The organism is Primorskyibacter sedentarius, assembly GCF_004342065.1.
GTDB lineage: Bacteria > Pseudomonadota > Alphaproteobacteria > Rhodobacterales > Rhodobacteraceae > Primorskyibacter > Primorskyibacter sedentarius.
This window is the reverse complement of the sequence record NZ_SLZU01000001.1, coordinates 658,881-684,084: the sequence shown is the minus strand read 5'-3', so window position 1 is coordinate 684,084 and position 25,204 is coordinate 658,881. Positions and strand designations below refer to the sequence as shown.

Here is a 25,204-nt window from a genome sequence, read left to right as displayed (position 1 = left end):
TTTGCGCATTCTATGGCCGCAAGATAGGGGCACCCGGCGCCAATCACCAGTGCGGCAGACAGGGATTGTGCGGCGGGCGCGCTCGGGGTATCTGCGCCGCCATGCCCAGATACGCGCTCTTGGTGGAATATGATGGCGGCCCGTTTTCGGGCTGGCAGCGTCAGGCCGGCCTGCCGTCTGTGCAGGGCGCGATAGAGGCTGCGCTGGCAAAGCTGGAACCGCGCGCGCATACCATTGCCGCTGCCGGACGCACCGATGCGGGCGTGCATGCGCGGGGCCAGGTGGCGCATTGCGACATGGAGAAGGACTGGGACCCGTTCCGCCTGTCCGAGGCATTGAACTACCACCTGAAACCGGCTCCCGTGGCGATCCGCGCCTGCGCGGTCACGGCCCAGGACTGGCACGCCCGGTTTTCGGCGATGGAGCGGCGCTATCTCTTCCGCATCCTCAGCCGCCGCGCGCCGCTGACGCTGGAGGCCGGACAGGTCTGGCGCGTGAGCCACGATCTTGATGTCGAAGCCATGCACGAGGCGGCTCAGCGGCTGGTCGGGCAGCATGACTTTACCACCTTCCGCTCGACCATGTGCCAGGCCAAGTCCCCGATCAAGACCTTGGACAGGCTCGACATCCGCGCCATTTCCACCCCGGCCGGGACGGAGATCCAGTTTGACGTGCGTGCGCGGTCTTTCCTGCACAATCAGGTGCGCAGCTTTGTCGGCACGTTGGAGCGGGTCGGCGCGGGCGCGTGGACAGCCGATGACGTCAGCGCGGCACTTGAGGCACGCCAACGCGCAGCCTGTGGGCCGGTTTGCCCGCCAGAAGGGCTCTACCTGATGGGGGTGGGATACCCCGACAATCCGTTCGCTGCCGGGCAATAGGGTGTGATGCCCCAAGCGCCGCGTCGCCGCGCGCTGCGATGGGCAGATTTCTCCGCCTGAAACACCAAAACTCTGCCGCTTCTTGTGCGTGGGCCGTCAGACGCGCCGCCCATTGGCATCAAAGAACATGGCATCCGCATCGGCCCAATTGAGCTGTACGCTTTCCCCTTCGGCAGGGATATGGTGCAGGGCGTCCTGCCGGACGGTTACCTGACGCCCGCCTGCAACCCTGCAATGGATCAGCGTCTCGGCTCCCAAGGCTTCGGCAAAGGACACCGTCGCGGTCAGGCGGCCCTGATCTTCGATCTGAAGATGTTCCGGCCGAATGCCGAGGCTGGGCGCTGTCGAAAGTCCGGGCAGAAGTGCGGTATCAAGGAAATTCGTGGGCGGCGACCCGATGAAACCTGCCACAAACTCTGTCCGGGGATCGGCATAGACATCCAGCGGTTTGCCGACCTGATCCGCCACGCCGCCATTCATCACTACCATGCGGTCCGCCAGCGTCATCGCCTCTACCTGATCATGCGTGACGTACAGCGCCGTGACCCCCAGCTCGCGCTGAAGGGCCTTGATCTCCAGCCGCATCTGCACGCGAAGCTTTGCATCAAGGTTGCTGAGCGGCTCATCGAACAGAAAGACCGCAGGTTTGCGCACGATGGCGCGCCCCATGGCCACGCGCTGACGTTGACCACCTGACAGCTCTCGGGGGCGGCGCTTGAGATATTCCTCCAACTGCAACAGTTTGGCGGCGGTGGCCACGCGGTCCTCGATCTCGGATTTGGGGACCTTGGCGATCTTCAGCCCGTAGGCCATGTTGTCGAACACCGTCATATGCGGATAAAGCGCGTAGTTCTGAAACACCATGGCGATGTCGCGATCCATGGGCTCGACCTTGTTCACCAGTCTGCCGCCGATCTCCACCTCGCCGGAGGTGACCGTTTCCAGACCCGCCACCATGCGCAGCAGAGTGGATTTGCCACAGCCCGACGGGCCGACGATCACGATGAATTCGCCATCGGCAATCTCCAGGTCGACGCCGTGGATGACATCGGTCTTGCCAAAGGATTTCCTGACGTTTCGAAGCGTGACAGTCGCCATTATTTCTCGCTCTCCACCAGTCCGCGCACGAACAGTCTTTGCATACCCACCACGACCAGCACCGGCGGCACCATTGCCAGAATGGAGGTGGCCATGATCACCGGCCAATCGGCCAGATCATCGCCGGATGGGAACATCTGCTTGATGCCCATGACGATGGTGTTCATCCCGGGGTCGGTTGTGATCAGCAATGGCCAGAGATATTGGTTCCAGCCGTAAATAAACAGAATGACGAAGAGCGCGGCAATGTTCGTCCGGCTCATCGGCAGCAGGATGTCGATGAAGAACCGCATCGGCTTTGCCCCGTCGACCCGCGCCGCTTCGGCCAGCTCGTCCGGGACGGTCATGAAGAACTGGCGGAACAGGAATGTCGCGGTTGCCGAGGCGACAAGCGGCAGGATCAGCCCCTGATAACTGTTGAGCATCTTGAAATTGGCGATCACCTCGTAGGTCGGCACGATCCGCACCTCGACGGGCAGCATCAGCGTCAGGAAGATCAGCCAGAAGAAGAGCTTTCGCAGCGGAAACCGGAAATACACGATCGCGAAAGCCGAGAGCAGAGAGATCACGATCTTGCCCAGAGCAATCCCCAGTGCCATGATCAGCGAATTCACCAGCATTGCGGCCACGGGGGCGTTCACGCCGGATGTCAGCGCGCGGGCGTAGTTTTCAAGGAACTTGTCGCCCGGCATCAGCGGCATCGGCGGCTGCGAGATGTCCTGCTGCGTCACGGTCGAGGCGACGAAAGCCAGCCAGATCGGGAAAAAGATGAACAGGACGCCGATGATCAGACCCAGATGGGTCAGCCAAAGACCGGCGCCGCGTTTTTCGACCATGCCGTTACGCTCGGCCATCAGTAATGCACCCTGCGTTCGATGAATTTGAACTGAACCACCGTCAGGATCGACACAAGGAACAGCAGCACCACCGACTGCGCGGCAGATGAGCCCAGATCCTGCCCAACGAAACCGTCAGAGAAGACCTTGTAGACGAGGATCGTCGTTGCCTGTTGCGGTCCGCCGCTGGTGATCGTGTGAATGACGCCGAAGGTTTCGAAAAAGGCGTAGATGATATTCACGACCAGCAGGAAAAACGTCGTGGGCGACAAAAGCGGGAAGACGATGGTACGGAAACGTGTCCAGAAATGCGCGCCATCAATGGCCGCGGCTTCGATCACAGATTTCGGGATCGCCTGTAGCCCGGCGAGGAAAAACAGGAAGTTATAGCTGATCCGTCCCCAGGCAGAGGCAACCACGACCAGTCCCATCGCTTCGCCCTCGTTCAGGACATGGTTCCAGTCATATCCCAGAAGGCCCAGATACCAGGCCACAACCCCCACGCGCGTATTGAACATGAAAAGCCACAGCACGCCTGCGACGGCAGGGGCGACGGCATAGGGCCAGATAAGAAGCGTCCGGTACACACCGGAGCCCTTGATCAGCCGGTCTGCGAGCACGGCAAGATAAAGCGCGACACCCATGGAAACGACCGTGACGAGGATTGAAAAGACCGCCGTCGTCACGAAAGAGGCGCGGTAATACGGGTCGGAAAACAGGTATTCGAAATTGCCCAAGCCCACCCACTGCATGGACAACCCGAACGGGTCGGGGATGAAGAGCGATTGCCAGATCGCCTGACCCGCAGGGTAGAAGAAGAAGACAACCGTAATGACCAACTGCGGCAGAACCAGCAGAATCGGCAACCAGATGCCTTTGAAAGTGACGCGCTTTTCCATGGGGTTATTCGGCTGCCCCGCAGGACGGGGCAGCCTTTATCCGATTACTGCGAGGCTTGCTCGAACCGGCGCAACAGCGTGTTGCCACGGTCCACGGCGCTGTCGAGCGCGGCTTGCGCGTCCTTGTCGCCCGCCCAGACGGCTTCCAGTTCCTCGTCGATGATGCCACGGATCTGGTCAAAGGACCCAAGGCGCAGGCCCTTGGAATTGTTCGTCGGCTCCTTGGCGGTCATCTGGATCACCGCGATGTCGGTGCCGGGGTTTTCGTCGTAAAAGCCCATCTCGCGGGTCTTTTCGCCGGCTTCTGTCGTGATCGGCAGATAGCCGGTATCCTGGTGCCACTTGGCCTGGATTTCCGGCGAAGACAGGAAGTTCAGGAACGCGGCAACGCCCTTGTATTCCTCGTCGCTCTGGCCTTCCATCACCCACAAGGACGCCCCGCCGATGATCGTGTTCTGCGGCTCGTCAACCAGCGCTGACCAGTAGGGCAGGGGGCGCACGTCGAAATCGAACTCCGCCTCGGCCTTGATGCCTGCATACCCGGCCGAGCTTTCGGTGAAGAGCGCGCATTCGCCGCCACGGAAATTGGCACCGCCCTCGTTGCGGCGGCCCGCATAGATGAACTTGCCGTCCTGCGCCCATTCGCCCATGGCCGAGATATGCGCGACCTGCGCTTCGCCGTTGAAGGCCAGCTCGGTATCGGTGCCGCCAAAGCCGTTATCCTTCGTCGCAAACGGGACGTCGTGATAGGCCGAGAAGTTCTCGAGGTGAATCCAGCTTTGCCACGCTGTCGTCATCGGGCAAGAGATGCCGGCATCTTTGAGCTGATCAAGCGTCGCGCCCACATTCTCCCAAGTGGAAAGATCGGTGTCGGGGTCGATCCCGGCCTCTTCCAGCTTGTTGCGGTTGACCCACAGAACAGGCGTCGAGGAGTTGAACGGCAGCGACAGCATGTTGCCATCGGGTGATGTATAATAACCCTTGACCGAGCCGATATATTTCGACTGGTCGAACTCTGCGCCCGCATCCGCCATCACTTCAAAGACGGGCTTCACGGCGCCCTTGGCGGACATCATCGTGGCGGTGCCAACCTCGAACACCATCAGGATGTCGGGCTGTTCGCCCGCGCGGAATGCGGCGATCCCGGCATTCAGCGTCTCCGAATAGTTGCCCTTGTGGCTCGCCACGACGGTGTAGTCGCCCTGGCTGGCATTGAAGGTTTCCACCTGTTCGGCCACGAGATCGCCAAGACGCCCCGTGAATGCGTGCCAGAATTCGATTTCGGTCTGCGCAAAGGCAGCCTGTGTCGAGCACAGGACTGCGGCGGTTGCGATAACGGATGTTGAGTGTTTCATCATACTCCTCCCTGGTTGTCCTTTCATAGATCGACGCCCCCGCTCCGACCCTTGCGCGCGCGCCTTGACGGCGTTCTCGCCGGGGATGGTAGCTGGCACCTCCGTGTCGATCTACAGACTATTCGTGACATAAATTTGTCAGTCTTGATAGATAGTTCGAAGATGTGTGCCATTGCGTCCATTCGAATGCAAGCTTTGCGAACCCGCCGATTGCGCGGCGTTTGACCCGGCCTTTGCCGCTCTCGCCGGGGGCGGTTCTGCCTGCCCACGCCCAGCAGATCAAGGGTGCGCAGGCGGGTCGCCCCGGGGTCCGGCAGGCGGTTCCCGGCATCTGTCCTTGTCTTGCTCGCGAGGTCGCGTCGCGCGGTGGTTTCGGTCCGGGGGCGGGCTCATTTTTCCATCGTGCCGCCGATTTTTATCTGGCGGGAGCGTTTGGGACGGTGTAATGCAGCGCCCATGAACACCACGCGCCACATATCCGTGATCCGACGCCGACGCATTCGCGTCTGACGTCCCGCGCCTGCTGTTCCCGCGCCGCCCCCGGCGCAAACATACCCTCTCCAGATTGACTTGAGCCTGCCCATGCGGCACTCAAAGAGCTTCATTCACAAGGATGCTGTCCATGATCCCGTCCGTTCTGCCCACTTATGCGCGTGCGCCCCTGTCCTTCGTCAAAGGCGAGGGCCCCTGGTTGACCGAGGCTGACGGGCGCCGATTTCTGGATCTGGGCGCCGGGATCGCGGTCAATGTGCTGGGCCATGCCAACCCGGACCTGACGGCTGCACTGACCGAGCAGGCCAACAAGGTCTGGCACGTGTCCAACCTTTACTCGATCCCCCAGCAGCAGGCGCTGGCAGACAAGCTGGTCGCAGCGACATTCGCCGACACGGTGTTTTTCACCAATTCCGGGACCGAGGCCTGCGAGCTCGCCGTGAAGATGGCCCGCAAGTACTGGTACGAAAAGGGCCAGCCCGACAAGGTCGAGATCGTGACCTTCTCGGGGTCTTTCCACGGCCGGTCCTCGGCCGCGATTGCGGCGTCGGGGTCCGAGAAAATGGTAAAGGGTTTCGGGCCAGTGCTGCCGGGATTTGTCCATGTCGACTGGGGCGACCATGACGGGCTGCATGCCGCGATCAACGACAACACCGCCGCGATCCTGATCGAACCGGTGCAGGGGGAAGGCGGCATTCGCCCGCTTCCCGATCAGTGCCTGAAGGGCCTGCGGGATCTTTGCGACGAGAAAGGTATCCTGCTGGTGCTGGACGAGGTGCAGAGCGGCATGGGCCGGACGGGGCGGCTCTTTGCGCATGAATGGGCGGGGGTCACGCCCGACATCATGATGGTGGCCAAAGGCATCGGCGGGGGTTTCCCGCTGGGCGCCGTGCTGGCGACCGAGGATGCGGCCTCTGGCATGGTCGTCGGCACTCATGGCTCCACTTACGGCGGCAACCCGCTGGCCTGCGCCGTTGGCGGCAAGGTCATGGATATCGTGGCCGACCCGGATTTTCTGGCAGATGTGCGCAGACGCTCTGGCCTGCTTCGGCAAAAGCTGGAAGGGCTGGTTGCGTCGCACCCGGACGTCTTCGAAGGCGTGCGCGGGTCGGGCATGATGCTGGGCCTGAAATGCAAGGTCGCGCCCGCCGATCTGGTCAAGGCCGGTTACGACAAGCTGGTTATCCTTGTGCCTGCGGCGGATAACGTGGTGCGCCTGCTGCCGCCGCTCAACCTGACCGAGGACGAGATCGCCGAGGCCATCACACGCATCGATGCGGCGGCAAGTGCCGTTGCATCCGATGTATGAATTCCGCCCAGTGACCCGAGCGGATTACGATATGCTGCGCGGGTGGCTGGGACAGGACCATGTGAGCCCTGTCTGGGGCCCGGTCGAGCATGAAATCGCGTTGATCGACGCCGAAATCGACGGCGGCGATTGCCAGATGCATGTGGTGGGGCTGGAGGGCGCGGAATTCGCCTTCATTCAGCACTGGTGCCCGCATCTGGCAGGCGTGCCGCATTTTCACGACGCCCTGCCCGGAACCCGCGCCGTTGATACGTTTCTTGGCGTTCCCGCCTTTCTGGGGCGCGGCCATGCCAAGGCCTATGTCCGCCAATATGCGGAAACGCTGCTGAAGGATGGCGCGCCCGAGGTCGTAACCGACCCGCGCGTGACCAATCCTCGCGGCATCTCGATGTTCCGCGGGGCAGGGTTTGTCCCCGGCCAGATCCGCCCCTGCGAAGATGGCGCCATGGTGCAGAACATGCATTTGCGACGAAACTGACCGATACACTCTTGCCACATTTCCAACGGGGTGAACGCTCCGACGACAGGCCGTATCTTGCCGGCAGACAATAAAGCGAAAAAAGACATGACCCATTTTCTGGATATACATACGACGGATCCCGATCAGCTTCGGCAGATCATTGATGCAGGCAAGGCGATGAAGGCCGCGCGCCTTGGCCGGCCAAAGGGCGCGCCGGATGACGAACAGCCGCTTGCTGGCCACATGGTCGCGCTGATCTTCGAAAAACCCTCGACCCGGACGCGGGTCAGCTTTGACGTCGGGGTGCGCCAGATGGGCGGACAGACGATGGTGCTGTCGGGCGCCGACATGCAGCTTGGCCATGGCGAGACGATCGCCGATACGGCCCGCGTGCTCAGCCGCTATGTTGACCTGATCATGATCCGGACATTCGAGGAGCAGACCCTGCTGGAGATGGCCGAGCACGCGGATGTGCCGGTGATCAACGGGCTGACCAACCGGTCCCATCCCTGCCAGATAATGGCCGATATCCAGACCTTCGAAGAGCATCGCGGCCCGATCGCGGGCAAAAAGGTTGTCTGGTCTGGCGATGGCAACAATGTCTGCGTCTCGTTCATCCATGCGGCCGGGCAGCTGGGGTTCGATTTCACCTTCACCGGCCCGCAAACGCTGGATCCCGAAGCGGGCTTTGTCGAGGAGGCACGCGCCAAGGGCGTGAACATTGAAATCGAGCGTGACCCGATGAAGGCCGTCGAAGGCGCCGATCTGGTCGTGACCGACACATGGGTCAGCATGCACGATCCACAATCCGCCCGCGAGCGGCGGCACAACCAGCTGCGCGGCTACCAGGTGAACCAGCGGCTGATGTCCAACGCCAAACCCGACGCGTTGTTCATGCATTGCCTGCCCGCGCATCGCGACGACGAGGCGACATCCGAAGTCATGGACGGCCCGCATTCGGTGATCTTCGATGAAGCAGAGAACCGCCTGCACGCGCAAAAGGCGATCATGCGCTGGTGTCTGGGCGTCTGAACCTCTGACGTCCAAGCGTCGAAATGCGGGCGTCGGGCATGTGCGGACGTGGGCGGTGCTTGCGTCTGTCAGTGCGCCCTGAGCAGCCCGACGGCGCCCGTACTGTCTATTGCCCGCGCGGTTTTGCGCGCAGGGTCGGGTCGGCCTCGGTTGGATCCTCGGGCCAGGGGTGTCGGGGGTAGCGTCCGCGCATGTCCTTGCGAACGTCCGCATAGGACGTCGCCCAAAAGCCCGGAAGGTCCATCGTTGTCTGCACCGGGCGCCCGGCAGGCGACAGCAGCGTCACCCGCAATGCCTGCCCCGCCACGGTGGGGTGGGTGGTCTGGCCGAACATCTCCTGCAGGCGCAGACTGATCTCGGGTGCCTCGCCGGAATAGTCGATCGGGATCGCGCGCCCCAACGGGGTGGTGAAATGCGCAGGCACCGCGCGGTCCAGCGCTTGCATCTCCTCCCAGCTCAGCATGGCGCGAAGGGCATCCAGCGGCTCGAACCGTTTCCAGTCCGCGGCGCTTTTGACACCGGTGATATAGGGCAATAGCCAGTCCTCAAGCCGGGCCATGAGCGCGTCATCCGACATGTCGGGAAGAGACGCGCCATCGGCACGGGCCAACGCCACACGGGCCCGAAAGAGCTGTGCCTTGTCCGAGAAGGCAAACCCCAGCTCGCGAATGCCCTCCAGCATCGCGCGGGCAACCGCCTCGGAGGGGGCGTCCTTCCACAACCGGTCATCCAGCGCCAACGCGCCGAAACGCTCTTGCTGACGGGCGACAACGCGGCGTTCGCGGCGTGACCACTCGCAGACATTTACCCAGGCGATGCGGTCAGGAAACAAGCTGCGCAATTCCGCTTCGGACAGGGCTATCGCCTGGCGGATCCGGGCCTCGCGGGGGTTGCCATCGGTATCTGTCACGACGATCAGGCGCTGGCCTGCAAGCGGATCTGCATCGCCCATTACGGCCCCTTTGCCGCCCGAAAGGACATAGCGCGGCGCCTCGCCACTGCGGCGCAGGCCCACGCGATCAGGATAGGCAAGCGCGGCCATGGCCGCTGGTGAAAGCTGCCCGTCGCCCTTTGCAGATCGTTCCAGCCGCTTTGCCTCTGTGCGGATGCGCGACACCGCGCCGCGATCGGCAGGCCACGGGCGGTGTTTGGCATACGCCTTTGGGTCGCGCAGCGCCTCCAGCCGCAGGGCCAGATCGACCGGCGCGCCACGCAGCGGGTCGCGGTCGGCCAGCAGCGCGGCCAACAGGGCAGCACCTCGCCCCGCGCGCACCAACATATGTCCCAGGCGTGGATGCAGGGGAAGTGCTGCCAGCGCCTTGCCATGATCCGTGATGCGGCCGCTTTCATCCAACGCGCCCAGCATCCGCAAAAGCGCCTGCGCCTCTGCCAGCGCGCCGGGATTTGGCTGCGTCAGGAATGGCATCTCAGCCGCCTCTGCCCCCCATAGCGCCAGTTCCAGCGCAAGCCCGGTCAGGTCCGCCGTGTCGATCTCTGCGGGTGGAAAGGCAGATAATGCGCCCTCTTCCCCGCGAGTCCACATCCGGTAGGCCACGCCTTCGGCCACGCGCCCCGCGCGGCCCGCCCGCTGTGTGGCCTCGGCTCGCGTGACACGTTCGGTCACCAGTCGCGACATGCCCGATCCCGGATCGAACCGCGCGCGCCGCGCCCGGCCTGCGTCGATGACCACGCGCACATCCTCGATTGTCAGCGAGGTTTCGGCGATGGCCGTGGCCAGCACGATCTTGCGGCAGGACGTGTCAGGCCGGATGGCCGCACGCTGATCGGCAAAGGGCATCGCGCCGAACAGTGGGCGCAGGACGCATCCCTTCGGCAATTGGCCGGACAGGGCCGCTTCGACCCGGCGGATCTCGCCCTCGCCGGGGAGAAAGACCAGCACCCCGCCGGTCGTCTCGCGCAGCGCCACCAGCACCTGTTCTGCCACGGCATGCTCCAGCCGCGCGCGGCGATCAAGCGGGCGCGGCAGGTGGCGCGTCTCGACCGGAAAGCTGCGCCCTTGCGAAGAAATGACAGGCGCGCTCATCAGCTCTGCCACCGGTGCGGCATCCAGAGTTGCCGACATGGCCAGCAGGATCAGGTCGTCGCGCAGCGCGCCCGCGATTTCGAGACATAGCGCGAGGCCAAGATCAGCGTTGAGAGACCGCTCGTGGAATTCGTCGAAGATGACAGCGCCGATACCGGAAAGCTCTGGATCGGACTGGATCATCCGTGTCAGGATGCCCTCTGTGACCACCTCGATCCGCGTGTCGCGCCCGACCTTTGCCTCGCCGCGGATGCGGTATCCAACCTGCTGGCCGACGGGTTGGCCCAGCGTTTCGGCCATACGTTCCGCCGCGGCGCGCGCTGCAAGCCTGCGCGGCTCCAGCATCAGGATACGGCCGTCTGTGAGCCGGGCATCGAGCATCGCGAGAGGGACGCGCGTCGTCTTGCCGGCCCCGGGCGGCGCCTGCAACACCGCACGCCCCTGCGCGGAGAGGGAAGAGATCAGTTCGGGCAGGGCATCATCAATGGGTAAACGATCCATGACCCGCCTTATGAAACGCACCCCCTCCGGCGTAAAGCCTGCGTCTTCGTGGTGGACCCACACTGTCCAGAGCGCAAGACGCGCCAAACCGGGTGTAGGCGCGTGGGTGACACCCAATAAGACCGGCGCGACAGGGCGTGTCGGGGCGGGGCTATGTTGCATCGCTTGCGCTCAGCCCGGTCAAAGGAATGGCGCGGATACCCCGGACCTAGGCCGGGATATCCGCAATGTAAACCGCCGTTCAGGTGCGGGTGTTGCCTGTCAGCTCGCCCTTCGCGTGTCCCGACAGGCCGCCAGAGACCTCCTCTGTCGCCTCGTCTGACAGCTCTTCCGGCAGTACCAGGTTCAGAACGATTGCGATCAGGGCGGCAGGCAGCAGGCCGCTTGTCATCAGGATGCGAACCGAGTCAGGCAGGTATTGGACAGCCTTGGGGTCAAGCTGCAGCCCAAGGCCGATGGACAGCGCAATGGCAAAGATCACCATGTTCCGGCGGTTCCATTTCACGTCCGACAGCATCGAAATGCCTGCCGCTACGACCATGCCGAACATCACGATGACGCCGCCGCCCAGAACCTCAATCGGGATGGTGCGGATCACGGCGCCGACTTTCGGGATCAGACCGCAGAGGATAAGGAAAATGGCGCCAATGGTCACGACATGGCGGCTCATCACACCGGTCATGGCGATCAGTCCGACATTCTGGCTGAACGAGGTGTTTGGAAAACCGCCGAACACACCGGCCACGGCCGTGCCCAGACCGTCAGCATAGGTGGCACCGGTGATCTCTGCCTCGGTCGCCTCGCGGCCCGCGCCGCCCTTGGTGATGCCCGATACGTCGCCGACGGTTTCCACCGCCGAGACAAACGCCATCAGGCAGAAGCCGATGATCGCGGCAAAGCTGAACTCGAACCCGTATTTGAACGGCATCGGCAAAGCGACAGGCGCCGCACGGCCCCAGCTGGTGGCGATGCCCTCGACCGTGATCATGCCCATGAGCAGCGCGTAGACATAGCCTGCGAGAATGCCAATGACGACGGCAGAGACCGCAAGCATGCCCTTGGCATAGAATTTCAGGCCCAGCGTCACAAGGATGACAACCAGCGCCGCCGACCAGTTAAGCAGGGAGCCATATTCCGGGGAATTTATCGCCGGAACACCACCGGCGGCATATTGAATGCCGACCTTGACCAGCGCCAATCCGATCATCGTGACCACAAGCCCGGTCACAAGCGGGGGCAGGGCAAAGCGGATCTTGCCGATGAACGTGGCGATGAACATGTGGAACAGACCACCGATCACGACGCCCCCGAACAACGCGGGCAGCGCCTCGACCCCTTTGCCCGCGACAAGCGGGATCATGATCGGAATGAAGGCAAAGCTGGTGCCTTGCACGATCGGCAGCCGCGCGCCAACCGGGCCAAAACCGATGGTCTGGAACAGCGTGGCGATGCCCGCAAACAACATTGCCATCTGGATCAGGTAGGTCATGTCCGGAAAGCCCTGCGCGCCTGCATCGGACCCAAAGCCAAATCCGGCCGCCCCGGCGATGATGATCGCGGGCGTCACGTTCGAGACGAACATCGCAAGCACGTGCTGGATGCCCAGCGGAATGGCGCGTTGAAGCGCCGGTGTGTAATTCGGATCCCGGAGCTGTTCCGGTGTCCCGATGGACGAATGTGCCATTCTAGTCGTACTCCCCTGAGTGTTGTTGCGTGTCAGCTTTTGCCGATCACATTTTTCAGTCTTCGATCAGGTAGTCCTGTTCGAACCAGTGCTCCTGTAGATTTGGGCCCGCGCCGATCCGGTCGATGACGGCGAACAGACCTGGCTCTGACAGCGGGGTCAGGACGCCGTGCCATGTTCCGCACAGCAGGTTGATTGCCTGACCGGGTTGGGTCCGAAACGCCTTGGGATTTGCAGGTGTGCCGCCCGCATCATCCGCGACGACGACAAGGAATGGATCCGCGCTCATCGGGATGAAGGCCTGACTGCCTTCGGGGTGACGCTCCATCATCTCCAGCCGCAGGGGCAGGTGCGCTGCTTCGCTTTGGAAGATGCTGATACCGGCCCGGCCATCGGCAAAGTCGAGCCGCGCCTGATCGTGGTAGCGCCCGCACCGGCCCTGATTGATCAGCTTGTCCGGCGCGCCCGTGGCATCAAGCACATCGCCGTAGGGCATGAACGCCTCTGCCGTCAAAGGCTGTATCCTGATGCGCACAGTCATCTTCGCAGCTTTTCTTCAAGACGCAGTTCCGCGATCCGTTCCACCTGTCGGCAGGCCTCGGCGAATTCGCTGTCGCGGTCGTTTTCGATCCGGCGCTGAAAGCTGTCGATGATGGATGACTTGGTATTGTCACGCACCGCAATGATGAAGGGAAATCCGAATTTCGCGGTATAGGCGCTGTTCATCTCGGTCAACCTGGTGCGTTCGTCATCCGTCAGCGCGTCCAGCCCGACAGAGGCCTGCTCTGCCGCGGAATCGGCAGTCAGCCGTTTGGCCTCGGCCAGCTTGCCTGCAAGGTCTGGATGGGCGTTGAGCACCTCAAGCCGCTTTCCCTCTGGCGCGCTGCGGAAGATGCGCGCCAATGCCTGATGGACCCCTTTGGGGGTGTCATGGGTCGGCCCCAGTTCCAATCCGTGCGCGGCCTCTGCGATCCATGGGCTATGTTCGAACACGCCGCCAAATTCCGCGACAAAGCTGTCACGATCCATCTGGGAAGGACGCTCAAGGTGCACCGGCGGGTTCTCCTTTGCCCAGTGTTCAGCAATTTCAAGGCGAGTGGCAAACCAGACGCCTTCATGCGATTTGAAATGTTCGAGGGCTCGCTGCAACGCAGCGGCGCGGCCCGGTCGCCCGATCAGGCGGCAGTGCAAACCGATTGACAACATTTTGGGCGAACCGGCGCAGCCTTCGGCATAAAGGTAATCGAAACTGTCCTTGAGATAGCTTTCGAACTGATCGCCATTGGTGAAACCCGCCTGAATGGCAAAGCGCATGTCGTTGCAATCCATCGTGTAGGGCACGATCAACTGGTCGCGGTCGCCGAACTGCATCCAGTAGGGCAGGTCATCCGCATAGCTGTCCGCGACATAGGCAAACTGCCCGGTCTCGGCGGCAAGGCGGACCGTGTTGTTGGAACAGCGCCCGGTATACCAGCCGCGCGGCGGGGTGCCGGTCACTTCGGTATGCAGACGTATCGCCTTGGCAATGGTTGCGCGCTCTTCCTCCTCTGGCATGTCCTTGTGTTCGATCCATTTCAGGCCGTGGCTGGCAATCTCCCAGCCTGCGTCCTTCATCGCGGCCACCTGCTCTGGCGCACGTGCCAGCGCCGAGGTCACACCGTAGACAGTGACCGGCAAATCCCCCAACAGCCGGTGAACACGCCAGAACCCGGCACGCGCGCCGTATTCGTAAATCGATTCCATGTTCCAATGCCGCTGACCGGGCCAGGGCTGTGCGCCCGTGATCTCGGACAGGAACGCCTCGGAGGCAGGATCGCCGTGCAGGATGTTGTTCTCGCCGCCTTCTTCGTAATTCAGCACGATCTGGACAGCGATTTTCGCCCCGTTTGGCCAGTTTGCGGCGGGCGGGGTCGCGCCATAGCCCGTCATGTCGCGTGGGTAACGTCTCAAGTCTTGCCCTCCTGCATGAGATGCGTTCATTTCGGCACAGTTGAGCAGGTTTTCAGATGAACCGAAAGTCAGCACCGTGCAGTTCGGGGTTTGCCTTTGGCGGATCGAATTGAGAGACTGCCCCAAAATGGAGTGATACGACCCATGTCCGGATACCTGACAACCCATATTCTTGATACCGCGCGCGGCTGCCCTGCCGAAGGCATCCATATCGCGCTGTACCGAGTGTCGGGCAATTCACACAAGAAGATCGCCGAGGCTGTCACCAATAGTGACGGACGTACAGATGCCCCGATTCTGCCGACAGAAAGCTTCAAGACCGGAAGCTACGAGTTGATTTTCTTTGTCGGCGACTATCTGCGCGACACCGGGCAGGCCGAGGGCGAGGTGTTGTTTCTTGATCAGATCCCGATCCGTTTCGGCATGTCCGACCCGGAGGCACATTACCACGTCCCGCTGCTGCTATCGCCCTACGGATACTCCACATACCGGGGCAGTTGACCCGCGGCACAGGGGCTTTGCGACGACATCTGCATCCGGCGAGCCGCTGATTGCACGGACCAAAGCCAATTTTGCCCATGCGGGCATCTTTCAGCCGGGTCATGGCCCTTAAAAAGGCGATACCCCTTGGCATGCGCGCGCAATGCCGGAAAACTGCAACTCGCCTGATCTGCGAACACGAATTCTCGGGAGACATTAGATGTACGATATCGCCACAATGTGGGAATGGGTCGCCTTCGTGGTCCGTTGGCTGCATGTCATCACCGCGATGGCGTGGATCGGGGCGTCGTTCTTCTTCATCGCGCTGGATCTGGGGTTGGTCAAAGCGCCGGGAATGCCCGCAGGCGTGACGGGTGAGGAATGGCAGGTCCATGGCGGCGGCTTCTACCATATCCAGAAATACATGGTCGCGCCGGAACACATGCCAGAGCATTTGATCTGGCATAAATGGCAAAGTTACACGACATGGCTGTCGGGCGCCGCTCTCTTGATGATCGTCTATTGGGTGGGCGGAGAGCTGTTCCTGCTGGATCCCAACAAGGCCGATCTTGCGCTGTGGCAGGGTATCGTGATTTCTGCCGGGTCGCTGACCATCGGCTGGGTTGCCTATGATTACCTGTGCAAATCCCGGCTGGGCGAAACGCCGACCGCGCTGATGGTGCTGCTTTTCGTGATCCTTGTGATCATGGCCTGGGGCTATAACCAGATCTTCACCGGCCGCGCCGCCATGCTGCATCTGGGCGCTTTCACCGCAACGATCATGACGGCCAATGTCTTTTTCATCATCATGCCGAACCAGCGCATCGTGGTGAAGGATCTGCAGGAAGGCCGCACGCCGGACCCAAAATACGGCAAGATCGCCAAGCTGCGGTCCACCCATAACAACTACCTGACCTTGCCGGTGATCTTCTTGATGCTGTCCAACCACTACCCTCTGGCCTTTGCCACAGAGTATAACTGGATCATCGCCAGCCTCGTCTTCCTGACGGGGGTGACCATCCGGCACTACTTCAACACGTTGCACGCCACTGGCAAAGGGCCGCACTGGACCTGGGCGGTCACGGTGATCCTGTTTGTGTTGATTGCCTGGCTGTCGACGGCTTCAATGCATGACAGCTATGAAGAGGCAGAAGCGCGCGACCTGACACCTTACGAGCAACGGTTTGCGGCTGCAGACGGGTTCGAGGACGCCTACGACGTCGTGCTGGGCAATTGTTCGATGTGCCACGCCCGGGAGCCTGCTTGGGAAGGCATGCACTGGGCCCCGAAAGGTGTGCTGCTGGAAACCCCAAGCGATGTCGCCCGGCACGCGAAAGAGATTTATCTGCAGGCCGGCCTGACCCATGCGATGCCACCACCCAATGCCATTTCGACGATGGAGAGCAGCAACCGTGCCGCCATCGTGTCCTGGTATCAAAGCGCAGCGCGGGACTGACTTTCTGGGTCGCAGCTAAGGCGCCAATATGCAGTTCTCAGGTGTCTTTCTCGGATGGCTGTTCGTGCTCGCTCAGAAATTGCCGGATGAAGCGCCGGATTTCGCGCGCGGCAGAGGTATCAAGATCCTTGCAAAGCGAAACAAATGCGTCCCTCTCGCCTTTGGGCAGGCGCATCACCAACTGACTGTCTTTCTGGTTTTTCTTCTTGGGCTTCGACATGTCAGTGAGCGCCTCTTGAAATTTTCGTCAAAAATGTATATACATTGGATGTATTTTCGAGTCCATATCGAGGTTTGACATGATCCTTCAAAACGCAAGACACATCCTTGTTCAGGAACGCCTTGGCAGGTCACGCTCGTTCCTGCCCTGGTTGCCGAGGCTGCTTTACAGATCCGATACAAGAAGCAGTAAACGGCGGTCGGCTGACAAGTCCTGACCATTCGGTAAACGCGTCACGCCTCGCACGGCGAAAAAGCGACTGCGCCGAGGATCTGTCGGCAGGGCTGCGAGTGGGGCGTTGTTCCTGATCGGGCGTCCCGTATGGGCGGGTAGGTCACCCCGAGATGATGCCGGGGTGACTGGTCGGGCAAGGGTTTTCCACCCTTTGCGACGCTACTTTTTCTTCGACTTGCTCTTCTTTTTACCGCCCGCCTTCTTACCACCCGACTTCTTGGCGTCCTTTTTCTTTTCAGGCTTTGACTTCTTTGTGGCCGTCTTGCCCTTTTTCTCGGCAACCTTCTTCTTTTTCTTCTTCTTCGAGGTTTTCTTTTCAGCCGGTTTTTTCTTGGATTTCTTCTTGGCAGGCTTCTTTTCAGCCTTTTGCGCAGGTTTCTTCTTGGCGGGCGCCGCTACCGGCTGTACCTCTTCGTCAGAGGCATCGCTTTGAGCCTCTTCATCGGCGGTCGCGACAGGTTCAGCTACAGGTTCAGCGACCTGGGCAGGCGCGGGGGCCTTTGGTGCTGCGGGTTCGGGAGCTTCTTCGGGCGCATTCGCAGCAACTGTTTCTTTGGCAGAGGCAAGGATTGCGGCGGCGCGCTGCGGTCCGACCCGGGGGACCGACTGCAAGCTCTCAAGCGACAGATCGGCCAAATCTTCAGCCGTCTTGACGCCTTTTGCAGCCAAGAGACTGGCCATGGCGGGGCCGATGCCGGTGACTTTCAGAATGGGGGTCATGGGAGGGGTCTCCTTCACTTTGGCCTGAAGGGAACATGCCGAACGTCGGGAGAGCCGGGATGGATCTGCGCCCATTTTCGTCGGATTCAGGCAGCTTGTTACTTTCTATTGAATGAGCATCTTGATGAGGCCGTAAACCGGGCCTAGGCCCGTCACGACGAAGCATAGCGAATGTATATACAAAATTGCAACCTGCTTCTTGGTACACCCGGGTGGCGGCCCTGCGGGACGACCTGTCCCAAAGAAAATTTCGCATCCGCAGAATTTTTCGACGGAACAGCGCGGCAACGGCGTTAAAAAGACCAAGAACTGTTAAAGGGACATTTTTCAAGATGCGCAGACTGATGACTTTGGTCGCAGCGGCCGCCATTCTGGCAGGGGCCTATACTGTGACATTCGGCATGCCCGCCCCGCTATCGGCCATGTTGGGCAATGACAGCACTGCCGGGACCGGTGCCGACGCTGCCAATGGGGCGCGTCCGGGCGCCGGTATGCCCCGTGGTCCGGGCGGACGCTCCAGAGCGACGACGGTCGTGACGACTGCGCTTGAAAACCAGCCCTACGAAAGCGTGCTGAGCGCGATCGGCACCGGGTCGGCGCTGCGCAGTGTTGACGTTGTCTCGGAAATCGCGGGCACCGTGGTTGAGGTAAATCTGGCAGCCAATCGCGAGGTGGCCGAAGGCGACGTTCTGCTGCGCTTTGATGCCCGCATACAGGCGCTGAACCTTGAAATCGCGCATGCCGAACTGGAACTGGCCAGCGACACCGTCGCCCGCTACGAGCGGCTTCGGCAAAGCGGCAACACGACCGTGACGGATGTCACCCTGTCCGAGGCGCGCCTGAACCTGCGACTGGCAGAGGCCGCAGTGGGCCTGGCAGAGGTCGCGCTGGAAGACCAGACAATCCGCGCGCCGATCTCGGGGCGGCTAGGGCAGAGCGACGTCGATGTCGGAGAAACGCTCAGCGCGAACAGCGTCATCGTCAGCATCGACCAGTCGGATGTCATCGTGGTGGAATTCGAACTGCCGGAGCGTGCAATCGGTATGCTGGCCGAGACGAAAGACGTGCTGGCCAGCACCTCCACCCTGACCGGGCGGGTTTTTATCGGCAATATCGTCTCCTTTGACAGCCGTATCGACCCGGTCACCCGCAGCGTGACCGTCAAGGCCGAGATAGACAATTCGGAAGGTCTGCTGTGGCCGGGCATGACATTCGCGGTCCGGATGACCCAGGAAAGCAAACCGTTGCGCCGGGTGCCTTCTACGGCGATCACGTGGTCCCGGTCCGGGTCCAGCGTGTGGATCGACGCTGATGGCGTTGCCAGCCAGGTCCCCGTCACCATCCTGTATCGTCAGAACGACGCGGTGTGGATTGACGCAGATATTCCCGAAGGCACCTTGGTCGTGACCGAGGGTGCGCAGAAATTGCGGGAAGGGATGCAGATCTCGACCCCGGGCGGGGCTCCCGCAGATCGCCGCCCCCCCGCAGACGGGCAGACCCCGCCGGCCGCGCGCCTTATGGATGGCAACGCGCAGGCGCCCGCAAAGGAACCGACATGAGCACTCCTCCCGTGACAGAGCGCCGGTCCGGTCTTGCTGACCTGTTTGTCGGACGGCCGATCTTTGGCGTTGTCATCAACCTGCTGATCCTGATTGCGGGACTGGCGGCCTTGGCGTCCGTCGATGTGCGAGAGATGCCGGATGTGGACCGGCCGGTCCTGTCCGTCCGCACCAGTTACGAGGGGGCTGTACCCTCCACCGTCGACAGGGAGGTCACGCAGGTCCTCGAAGATGCGCTGAGCGCGCTGGAAGGGCTCTCCTACATTGAATCGACCTCTTCGACCGGGGAAAGCCGCATCACCATCGACCTTTCCGAAGGAACGGATGTGGACGTGGCCGCGAACGAAGCGCGCGAGATCGTATCAAGCACACTGCGCCAACTTCCCGATGACATTGACGATGATCCGTCCGTGTCGAAAAGCGACAGCAACGCCGACGCCATCATCCGGCTGGCGCTGCTTGGCGATGCCAGTCTGGACGAATTGACAACCCTTGCCGAAGGCCCGGTCTATGACAGGCTTTCGACCATCGACGGGATTGCCGAGGTCACGGTGCGCGGCGACAGGCCCAACGAATTCCGGGTGACGCTGAACATGCCCGCGCTGCAAAGCCGCGGCATGACGATCTTTGACGTGTCCGATGCGCTGGCAGCGCTGCGCGATGACACGCCGCTTGGTCAGCTTGAGACAGAGGCGCAGACCCTTGCCTTGCGCGTCGCCAATGCCGACGTGACCACTCAGATGGTCGCGCAGGTCCCGATTGATGCGAACACGCGCGTCGCGGATGTGGCCTTTGTCCGGCTTCTGCCAGAGGAAGGTAGCGTTCTGACCCGGGTCAACGGGCAGACGGCGGTCGGGCTTGATATCACCCGGCAGTCGGTCGGCAACACCCTGTCCATTTCGCAGGACGTGGCCGTGGCGGTGGCCGAGCTGAAGGCCTCACTGCCAGAAGGTGTTGAGCTGATCGTGACATCGGATGACGGCACATTCATCGAAGGGTCCATCAACGAAGTGGTCAAATCCATCGGTTTGGCCACGGTCATCGTGGTGGCAGTGATCTTTGCCTTTCTGCGCAGCCCGCGCGCCACGATCATCCCCGCTGTCACGATCCCCGTGGCACTGGTGGGCACGATTGCGGCAATCTGGCTGACGGGGTTCTCTGTCAACACGATCAGCCTTCTGGCGCTGGTTCTGGCGACGGGGATGGTGGTGGACGATGCGATCGTGGTGATCGAGAATATCGTGCGAAAACGCAAGCAGGGCATGGGCGCCTTCGCCGCCGCTGCTGCGGGTACGAACGAGGTGTTCTTTGCCGTCATCTCGACCACCGCGACGCTGGCGGCCGTGTTCATCCCGATTTCATTCCTCCCCGGTCAGGCGGGGGGCGTGTTCAGCGAATTCGGCTTTGTTCTGGCCTTCGCTGTAACGCTGTCCTCCATCACCGCGCTGACGCTGGCACCGGTCCTTGCGGCATTTCTTGATCCCGGCAAGGTGGATGTCGCGGATGGGCCACCGGCGCGTCCGGGCTTTGCCGCGCGCGCCTTTGACAAGGTCATGGACCGCGCAATCCGGATGCCCGTTGTCGTGCTTGCGGTTGCAGGCGCCTTTGTCATCATCGCGGCGGGCGCGGCGGGGACCTTGTCCTCCAGCATCACCCCGACCGAGGATCGCGGGTTCTTCCTTGTGCAGGCGCGCGGCGCGTCCGACACCACGGTCGACTATCTCGATACGCAGGTCGCGCTGATCGAGGACATCCTGCTGCCCTACCGCGAGAGCGGCGAGGTCGCGGCGGTGCAAAGCATCATCGGGGTCGGGGGCGGCACCAGTGCGTTCATCGTGGTGCGTCTGGCGGACTGGGCCGAACGGGATCGCAGCCAGGCAGAGCTTGTGGCCGAACTTAGCACCCGGTTGGCACAGGTCCCCGGCGTTCAGGCAAGCGCCCGCTCGACCAACAGCCTGAACATCCGGGGCGCGGGGCGCGGTCTGCAATTCGCGATCACCGGCATTGATGTTGACGCCATGACGGAGGCTGCGAGCGATCTTGTCGCCGCAATGGCGCAGGACGACACCTTCCTTAACCCGCAACTGTCGAACGATTCCGTTCAGGCCCAGTTCGAAGTGTGGGTTGATCCGGATATGGCCAGCGTCTTTGGCCTGACCGAGGCCGAGATCACCCGCACCATCGGCGCGCTGATACAGGGCGAAACTGCGGTGACCGTCTTTGCCGACAATATCGAAACTGACGTAAACCTCGTGCCGGGCGGCCCGCCGATCGACGACCCGTCCGATCTGGACAACATCCAGTTGCAGCTGCCCGGTGGCGGATATGTCCCGCTTTCGGCCGCCGCGACGCTGGAGCCTGTCCTCAGCCAGTCCACGCTTGTCCGGCAGGGTGGAACGCTGGCCGTTTCGGCGCAGGCGAACCTGGGCGAAGGGGTTGATCTTGGCACCGCCATGGCGCGGCTGACAGAGATCGCGTCAGGGTCGCTGCCCGATGGCATGGGCCTGATCTTCACAGGCGAGGCGGCAAGCTTGGACGACAGCCAGACGGCAATGTACACGGTGTTCGGTGTGGCCTTCATCGTCGTGTTCCTTGTGCTCGCGGCCCAATTCGAAAGCCTCGCCAGCGCTGTTGTCATCATGCTGACCGTCCCGTTTGGCCTTGCGGCGGCACTGCTGGCCATTTCGATCAGCGGCGGATCACTGAACTATTACAGCCAGATCGGGCTGGTGATGCTGATCGGGGTGATGGCCAAGAACGGAATCCTGATCGTCGAATTTGCCAACCAGCTTCGCGAGGCAGGGCAGGATATCGACAGCGCCATTCGCGACGCGCTTCGCCTGCGGATCCGCCCGGTGATGATGACCATGGTGTCGACCGTGTTCGGGGGGCTGCCGCTGATCCTGACCTCCGGGGCAGGGGCAGAGGCGCGTATCGCCGTGGGTTGGGTGATTGTCGGCGGGCTCGGTTTTGCCACCGTCTTTACCCTGTTCCTGACGCCGGTCTTCTACCGCTGGATCGCGGTATGGGGCGCGGAACCCGGCATGGCGACAAAGCGGCTCCGCCATGAAAGAGAGATGGGTACAGCCGTCCCCGCCGAATAGGCGGTGGTTGCCATGACATCACCCCTTCCCCGGCCTGGCGCTGAGGGAGGGGGTCCATCCAGACGCGCTAGCCACCCGTCAGATTGCCAAAGCGGCGCGCAAGCCGCGTTTCAAGCTGCACCATGGCATCGTAGAGCAGCACCGCAAACAGGCCGACGACCAATCCGCCTTGCAGAACATAGGCGGTGTTGTTGGTCAGAAGCCCCGCGATGATCACCTCGCCCAATGTGCGCGCAGCCACCGTTGATCCGATGGTCGCGGTGCCAAGGGCGATCACCGCGGACAGGCGAATGCCGGTCAGGATAACGGGCAGCGCGAGGGGAAGCTCCACCCGCCACAGCCGTTGCCAGCGCGTCAGGCCAATGCCCCGGGCGGCTTCCATTGTTGCTGTCGGCAAAGCGGCAAGCCCGGTCACGGCGTTTTCGAAAATGGGCAACAAGCCATAAAGGAACAACGCGACCAGTGTCGGCCCCGCCCCGAACCCCAACGCGGGCACTGCAAGGGCCAGAACGGCCACCGGCGGGAAGGTCTGCCCGATATTGGTGATCGTGCGGGAGAGGGGGCGAAAGACCGCTCCTGCGGGGCGCGTCACGAGAATGGCGAGCGTCACCGCGACAAGGGTTGCGGCCACTGTTGCCAGCACCACAAGCCCCAGATGGCTGAGCGACAGCGACAGCAGTGACGCGCGCGCATAGATGACAGGGCCACCTTCCGGCGCGAATGGTGCAAAGACCGGTACGAACCAGTCCGGCCGCAAAACCAGTGCCAGAAGCAGCGCACAGAGCGCTGCCCGAAAGACAAGCGCCCGCGTCATTCGGGGCCTTCCGCGCGGGCGCGGATCGCGCCGAGTGTCACCCGGCCAACCGGTGCGCCGTCACGAACCACCGGCAAAGCGTCACGCCCGGACCAAAGGCAGGTTGAAAGCGCATCGCGCAAGTTGGTGCTGGTCTGCACCGGCGCGCCCTCTGCCGGTCCGTCCTCGACAATCTCGGAGACGGGTACAAGCGACAGAAGACGGAGTGGACGATCGACACCGCCGACCATCTCGGCCACGAAATCCGTCGCGGGCCTTTGGATGATTTCTGCCGGGGTGCCGTATTGGACCAGACGCCCCGCATCCATCACCGCCACCTTGTCGCCAAGGTGAATGGCCTCTTCCATGTCATGCGTAACCAGCATGATCGTGGAGCCAAGCGTCTTCTGGATACGGCGCAGATCCTCTTGCGCCCTGGCCCGTATGATCGGGTCAAGCGCGCCGAACGGTTCATCCATCAGCATCAGATCGGGCCGCGAAGCCAGCGCGCGGGCCACGCCGACACGCTGCTGCTGCCCGCCTGACAGCTCGGCCGGGTAACGATCGCGGAACTGGGCGGGCTCCATACCGAAAAGTGTCAGAAGCTCGTCCACGCGCGCGCGGATCTTCTGGCCCGGCCAGCCCAAAAGCTCTGGCACAGCACCAATATTGCGCCCCACCGTGTGATGCGGAAACAGACCGTGACCCTGAATGGCGTAGCCGATGCGGCGGCGCAGCTCGTGTGGTTGCAGCGCCCCGGTGGGCTGTCCGTTTATCCGGACCTCGCCAGAGCTTGGCTCCACAAGGCGGTTGATCATGCGCAGCAGCGTTGTCTTGCCTGATCCGGAAGTGCCAACGATTGCCGTGATCGTGGCGGTCTCGACCGTCATCGAGACGGAATCGACAACGTTGCGGCCTTCATATTGCTTTGAAATTCGGTCGATTTCGATCATGTTGCGCTCTCTGGCAGGGGGCGGGTCAGTGCGACGAGGATGTCCATGACAATCGCCGCCGTGAGCGCCATCGCCACGGTTGGCAGCGCGCCAAGCAGGATCAGGTCCGTTGCCGTCTGGTTGAGGCCCTGAAAGACAAATGTGCCAAAGCCACCCCCGCCGATCAGCCCGGCGATGACGGCCAGGCCAATGTTCTGGACCAGCACGATACGAATGCCTGTGAGGATGATGGGCAGGCCAATTGGCAATTCGACCCGCAGCAAAAGCTGTCTTGCGGTCATCCCCATGCCGCGTGCGGCCTCACGGGTTGCGGGCGGGGTGCCTTGCAGGCCTGCCACCGTGTTCGCAACAACAGGCAGCAGGGAATAGAGCACCAAGGCCAGAAAGGCAGGCGCGAAGCCGATGCCTGCAATGCCAAAGGCCTGCGCACCGGGGACATTATCCCCGACCCAGCCAAGCAACGGGATCATGATCCCGAACATCGCCAGCGACGGGATGGTTTGCAGAAAGCTGAGCACCGGCAGCGTGGCACGCCGCAGCGCCTCACGGCGATGGCACAGCATTCCAAGCGGCAGGCCAAGTGCCGCCGCCGCAATCAGCGACCCGAAGGAAAGACCGAGGTGGCGCAGCGTGGCATCCGCAAAGGCATCTTTGCGGCTGGCAAATTCCTGCATGATGGACAGATCGACCAGCGCCCCTGACCCCAGCAGCACGGCAAGCAGGCTCGCCGCGACGATCAACAGAGACGCCTTGATCAAGGGGCGGGGTGACAGCACTGCCAAGGCGTCAGCCATCAGCAGAGCGAGCACGATCAGCAGGCACCAGAACCCCGCCCCGGGCGAGACGCGCGCATATTCCCCGGCGCCGTCCAGCAGGGCGGAGGCACCCCCGGCCAAAAGCCAGACCAGCCCGGCCAGACCCAGCGCCGCACCTGCCAGCCGCAGCCATGGGCGGCGCGGATGCAGACCAAGCAGAAGCGCCGTGGCCAATGCAGCCAATCCCGGCCATGTCACGCCGGGGCCGGCGAGGTTCCATGACGCCACCCCGTCGCCCGCGACGATGCGGTTGGCCGCCAAGGTCATGAAGGGCGCGCCAAGCGCTGCAAGGCCTAGCACGGCAAAAAGAAGCCCGGGCGCGGAAAAGGCAG

General features: G+C 62.3%; 21 protein-coding genes. 8 read left to right on the top strand and 13 right to left on the bottom strand.

Annotated features, from left to right (window positions below; all coding sequences use genetic code 11):
* The first annotated feature begins 101 nt into the window (after window positions 1–101).
* Window positions 102–878: a tRNA pseudouridine(38-40) synthase TruA gene (gene truA, locus EDD52_RS03150; protein WP_132241706.1), complete on the top strand. Its 777-nt coding sequence runs from the start codon at window positions 102–104 to the stop codon at window positions 876–878.
* A 96-nt stretch (window positions 879–974) separates the two neighbouring features.
* Here the strand turns inward: truA and ugpC are convergent, their stop codons facing one another.
* From ugpC to ugpB, 4 genes are read right to left on the bottom strand one after another with little or no spacing between them, the layout of a single operon-like run.
* On the bottom strand, window positions 975–1,976 hold the full coding sequence (gene ugpC, locus EDD52_RS03145; protein ID WP_132241704.1) for a sn-glycerol-3-phosphate ABC transporter ATP-binding protein UgpC: 1,002 nt from the start codon (window positions 1,974–1,976) through the stop codon (window positions 975–977).
* Window positions 1,976–2,812, bottom strand: a complete 837-nt coding sequence (gene ugpE / locus EDD52_RS03140; protein ID WP_132242020.1) for a sn-glycerol-3-phosphate ABC transporter permease UgpE — start codon at window positions 2,810–2,812, stop codon at window positions 1,976–1,978. Before ugpE ends, ugpC begins: the two co-directional genes overlap by 1 nt.
* A 17-nt stretch (window positions 2,813–2,829) precedes the next feature.
* Complete coding sequence (gene ugpA / locus EDD52_RS03135) at window positions 2,830–3,711, bottom strand: sn-glycerol-3-phosphate ABC transporter permease UgpA (RefSeq protein WP_132241702.1); 882 nt, start codon at window positions 3,709–3,711, stop codon at window positions 2,830–2,832.
* A gap of 44 nt (window positions 3,712–3,755) precedes the next feature.
* Window positions 3,756–5,066 carry a sn-glycerol-3-phosphate ABC transporter substrate-binding protein UgpB gene (ugpB, locus tag EDD52_RS03130; protein ID WP_132241700.1) on the bottom strand — a complete coding sequence of 437 codons (1,311 nt, stop codon included), beginning with the start codon at window positions 5,064–5,066 and terminating at the stop codon, window positions 3,756–3,758.
* A gap of 622 nt (window positions 5,067–5,688) precedes the next feature.
* On the opposite strand from ugpB, the gene EDD52_RS03125 reads away from it, so the two are divergent.
* The 3 genes from EDD52_RS03125 to argF all read left to right on the top strand — a co-directional run bounded on the left by EDD52_RS03125 (window position 5,689) and on the right by argF (window position 8,359).
* Entirely contained in the window at window positions 5,689–6,867 is a 1,179-nt protein-coding gene (locus EDD52_RS03125) for an aspartate aminotransferase family protein (RefSeq protein ID WP_132241698.1), read from the top strand.
* A 10-nt stretch (window positions 6,868–6,877) separates the two neighbouring features.
* Window positions 6,878–7,345, top strand: a complete 468-nt coding sequence (locus tag EDD52_RS03120; RefSeq protein ID WP_165907446.1) for a GNAT family N-acetyltransferase — start codon at window positions 6,878–6,880, stop codon at window positions 7,343–7,345.
* Window positions 7,346–7,432: 87 nt separating this feature from the next.
* Window positions 7,433–8,359 carry an ornithine carbamoyltransferase gene (argF, locus tag EDD52_RS03115; RefSeq protein ID WP_132241694.1) on the top strand — a complete coding sequence of 309 codons (927 nt, stop codon included), beginning with the start codon at window positions 7,433–7,435 and terminating at the stop codon, window positions 8,357–8,359.
* A 106-nt stretch (window positions 8,360–8,465) separates the two neighbouring features.
* On the opposite strand, the gene hrpB is transcribed toward argF, so the two are convergent.
* The 4 genes from hrpB to puuE all read right to left on the bottom strand — a co-directional run bounded on the left by hrpB (window position 8,466) and on the right by puuE (window position 14,538).
* Window positions 8,466–10,904 (bottom strand): ATP-dependent helicase HrpB, encoded by a 2,439-nt coding sequence (hrpB, locus tag EDD52_RS03110; RefSeq protein ID WP_132241692.1) that lies wholly within the window; start codon window positions 10,902–10,904, stop codon window positions 8,466–8,468.
* A gap of 241 nt (window positions 10,905–11,145) precedes the next feature.
* Entirely contained in the window at window positions 11,146–12,588 is a 1,443-nt protein-coding gene (locus EDD52_RS03105; protein WP_132241690.1) for a uracil-xanthine permease family protein, read from the bottom strand.
* Window positions 12,589–12,643: 55 nt separating this feature from the next.
* Window positions 12,644–13,129: an ureidoglycolate lyase gene (locus EDD52_RS03100; protein ID WP_132241688.1), complete on the bottom strand. Its 486-nt coding sequence runs from the start codon at window positions 13,127–13,129 to the stop codon at window positions 12,644–12,646.
* Complete coding sequence (puuE, locus tag EDD52_RS03095; protein WP_132241686.1) at window positions 13,126–14,538, bottom strand: allantoinase PuuE; 1,413 nt, start codon at window positions 14,536–14,538, stop codon at window positions 13,126–13,128. Before puuE ends, EDD52_RS03100 begins: the two co-directional genes overlap by 4 nt.
* A 144-nt stretch (window positions 14,539–14,682) precedes the next feature.
* On the opposite strand from puuE, the gene uraH reads away from it, so the two are divergent.
* Both uraH and EDD52_RS03085 read left to right on the top strand, forming a co-directional pair.
* On the top strand, window positions 14,683–15,039 hold the full coding sequence (gene uraH, locus EDD52_RS03090) for a hydroxyisourate hydrolase (RefSeq protein ID WP_132241684.1): 357 nt from the start codon (window positions 14,683–14,685) through the stop codon (window positions 15,037–15,039).
* A gap of 199 nt (window positions 15,040–15,238) precedes the next feature.
* Complete coding sequence (locus EDD52_RS03085; protein WP_132241682.1) at window positions 15,239–16,474, top strand: urate hydroxylase PuuD; 1,236 nt, start codon at window positions 15,239–15,241, stop codon at window positions 16,472–16,474.
* A gap of 37 nt (window positions 16,475–16,511) precedes the next feature.
* On the opposite strand, the gene EDD52_RS03080 is transcribed toward EDD52_RS03085, so the two are convergent.
* Both EDD52_RS03080 and EDD52_RS03075 read right to left on the bottom strand, forming a co-directional pair.
* Window positions 16,512–16,694 (bottom strand): hypothetical protein, encoded by a 183-nt coding sequence (locus tag EDD52_RS03080; RefSeq protein ID WP_132241680.1) that lies wholly within the window; start codon window positions 16,692–16,694, stop codon window positions 16,512–16,514.
* Window positions 16,695–17,087: 393 nt separating this feature from the next.
* Entirely contained in the window at window positions 17,088–17,723 is a 636-nt protein-coding gene (locus EDD52_RS03075) for a helix-hairpin-helix domain-containing protein (RefSeq protein ID WP_132241678.1), read from the bottom strand.
* 257 nt (window positions 17,724–17,980) lie between these two features.
* On the opposite strand from EDD52_RS03075, the gene EDD52_RS03070 reads away from it, so the two are divergent.
* Both EDD52_RS03070 and EDD52_RS03065 read left to right on the top strand, forming a co-directional pair.
* Window positions 17,981–19,207 (top strand): efflux RND transporter periplasmic adaptor subunit, encoded by a 1,227-nt coding sequence (locus EDD52_RS03070; protein ID WP_132241676.1) that lies wholly within the window; start codon window positions 17,981–17,983, stop codon window positions 19,205–19,207.
* Window positions 19,204–22,311: an efflux RND transporter permease subunit gene (locus EDD52_RS03065; RefSeq protein ID WP_132241674.1), complete on the top strand. Its 3,108-nt coding sequence runs from the start codon at window positions 19,204–19,206 to the stop codon at window positions 22,309–22,311. Before EDD52_RS03070 ends, EDD52_RS03065 begins: the two co-directional genes overlap by 4 nt.
* Before the next feature lie 67 nt (window positions 22,312–22,378).
* Here the strand turns inward: EDD52_RS03065 and EDD52_RS03060 are convergent, their stop codons facing one another.
* From EDD52_RS03060 to EDD52_RS03050, 3 genes are read right to left on the bottom strand one after another with little or no spacing between them, the layout of a single operon-like run.
* Window positions 22,379–23,125 carry an ABC transporter permease gene (locus tag EDD52_RS03060; RefSeq protein ID WP_132241672.1) on the bottom strand — a complete coding sequence of 249 codons (747 nt, stop codon included), beginning with the start codon at window positions 23,123–23,125 and terminating at the stop codon, window positions 22,379–22,381.
* Window positions 23,122–24,057, bottom strand: a complete 936-nt coding sequence (locus EDD52_RS03055) for an ABC transporter ATP-binding protein (RefSeq protein ID WP_132241670.1) — start codon at window positions 24,055–24,057, stop codon at window positions 23,122–23,124. Before EDD52_RS03055 ends, EDD52_RS03060 begins: the two co-directional genes overlap by 4 nt.
* Window positions 24,054–25,172, bottom strand: coding sequence for an ABC transporter permease (locus tag EDD52_RS03050; RefSeq protein WP_243651812.1), 1,119 nt, complete (start codon window positions 25,170–25,172; stop codon window positions 24,054–24,056). Before EDD52_RS03050 ends, EDD52_RS03055 begins: the two co-directional genes overlap by 4 nt.
* Between the last annotated feature and the right edge of the window lie 32 nt (window positions 25,173–25,204).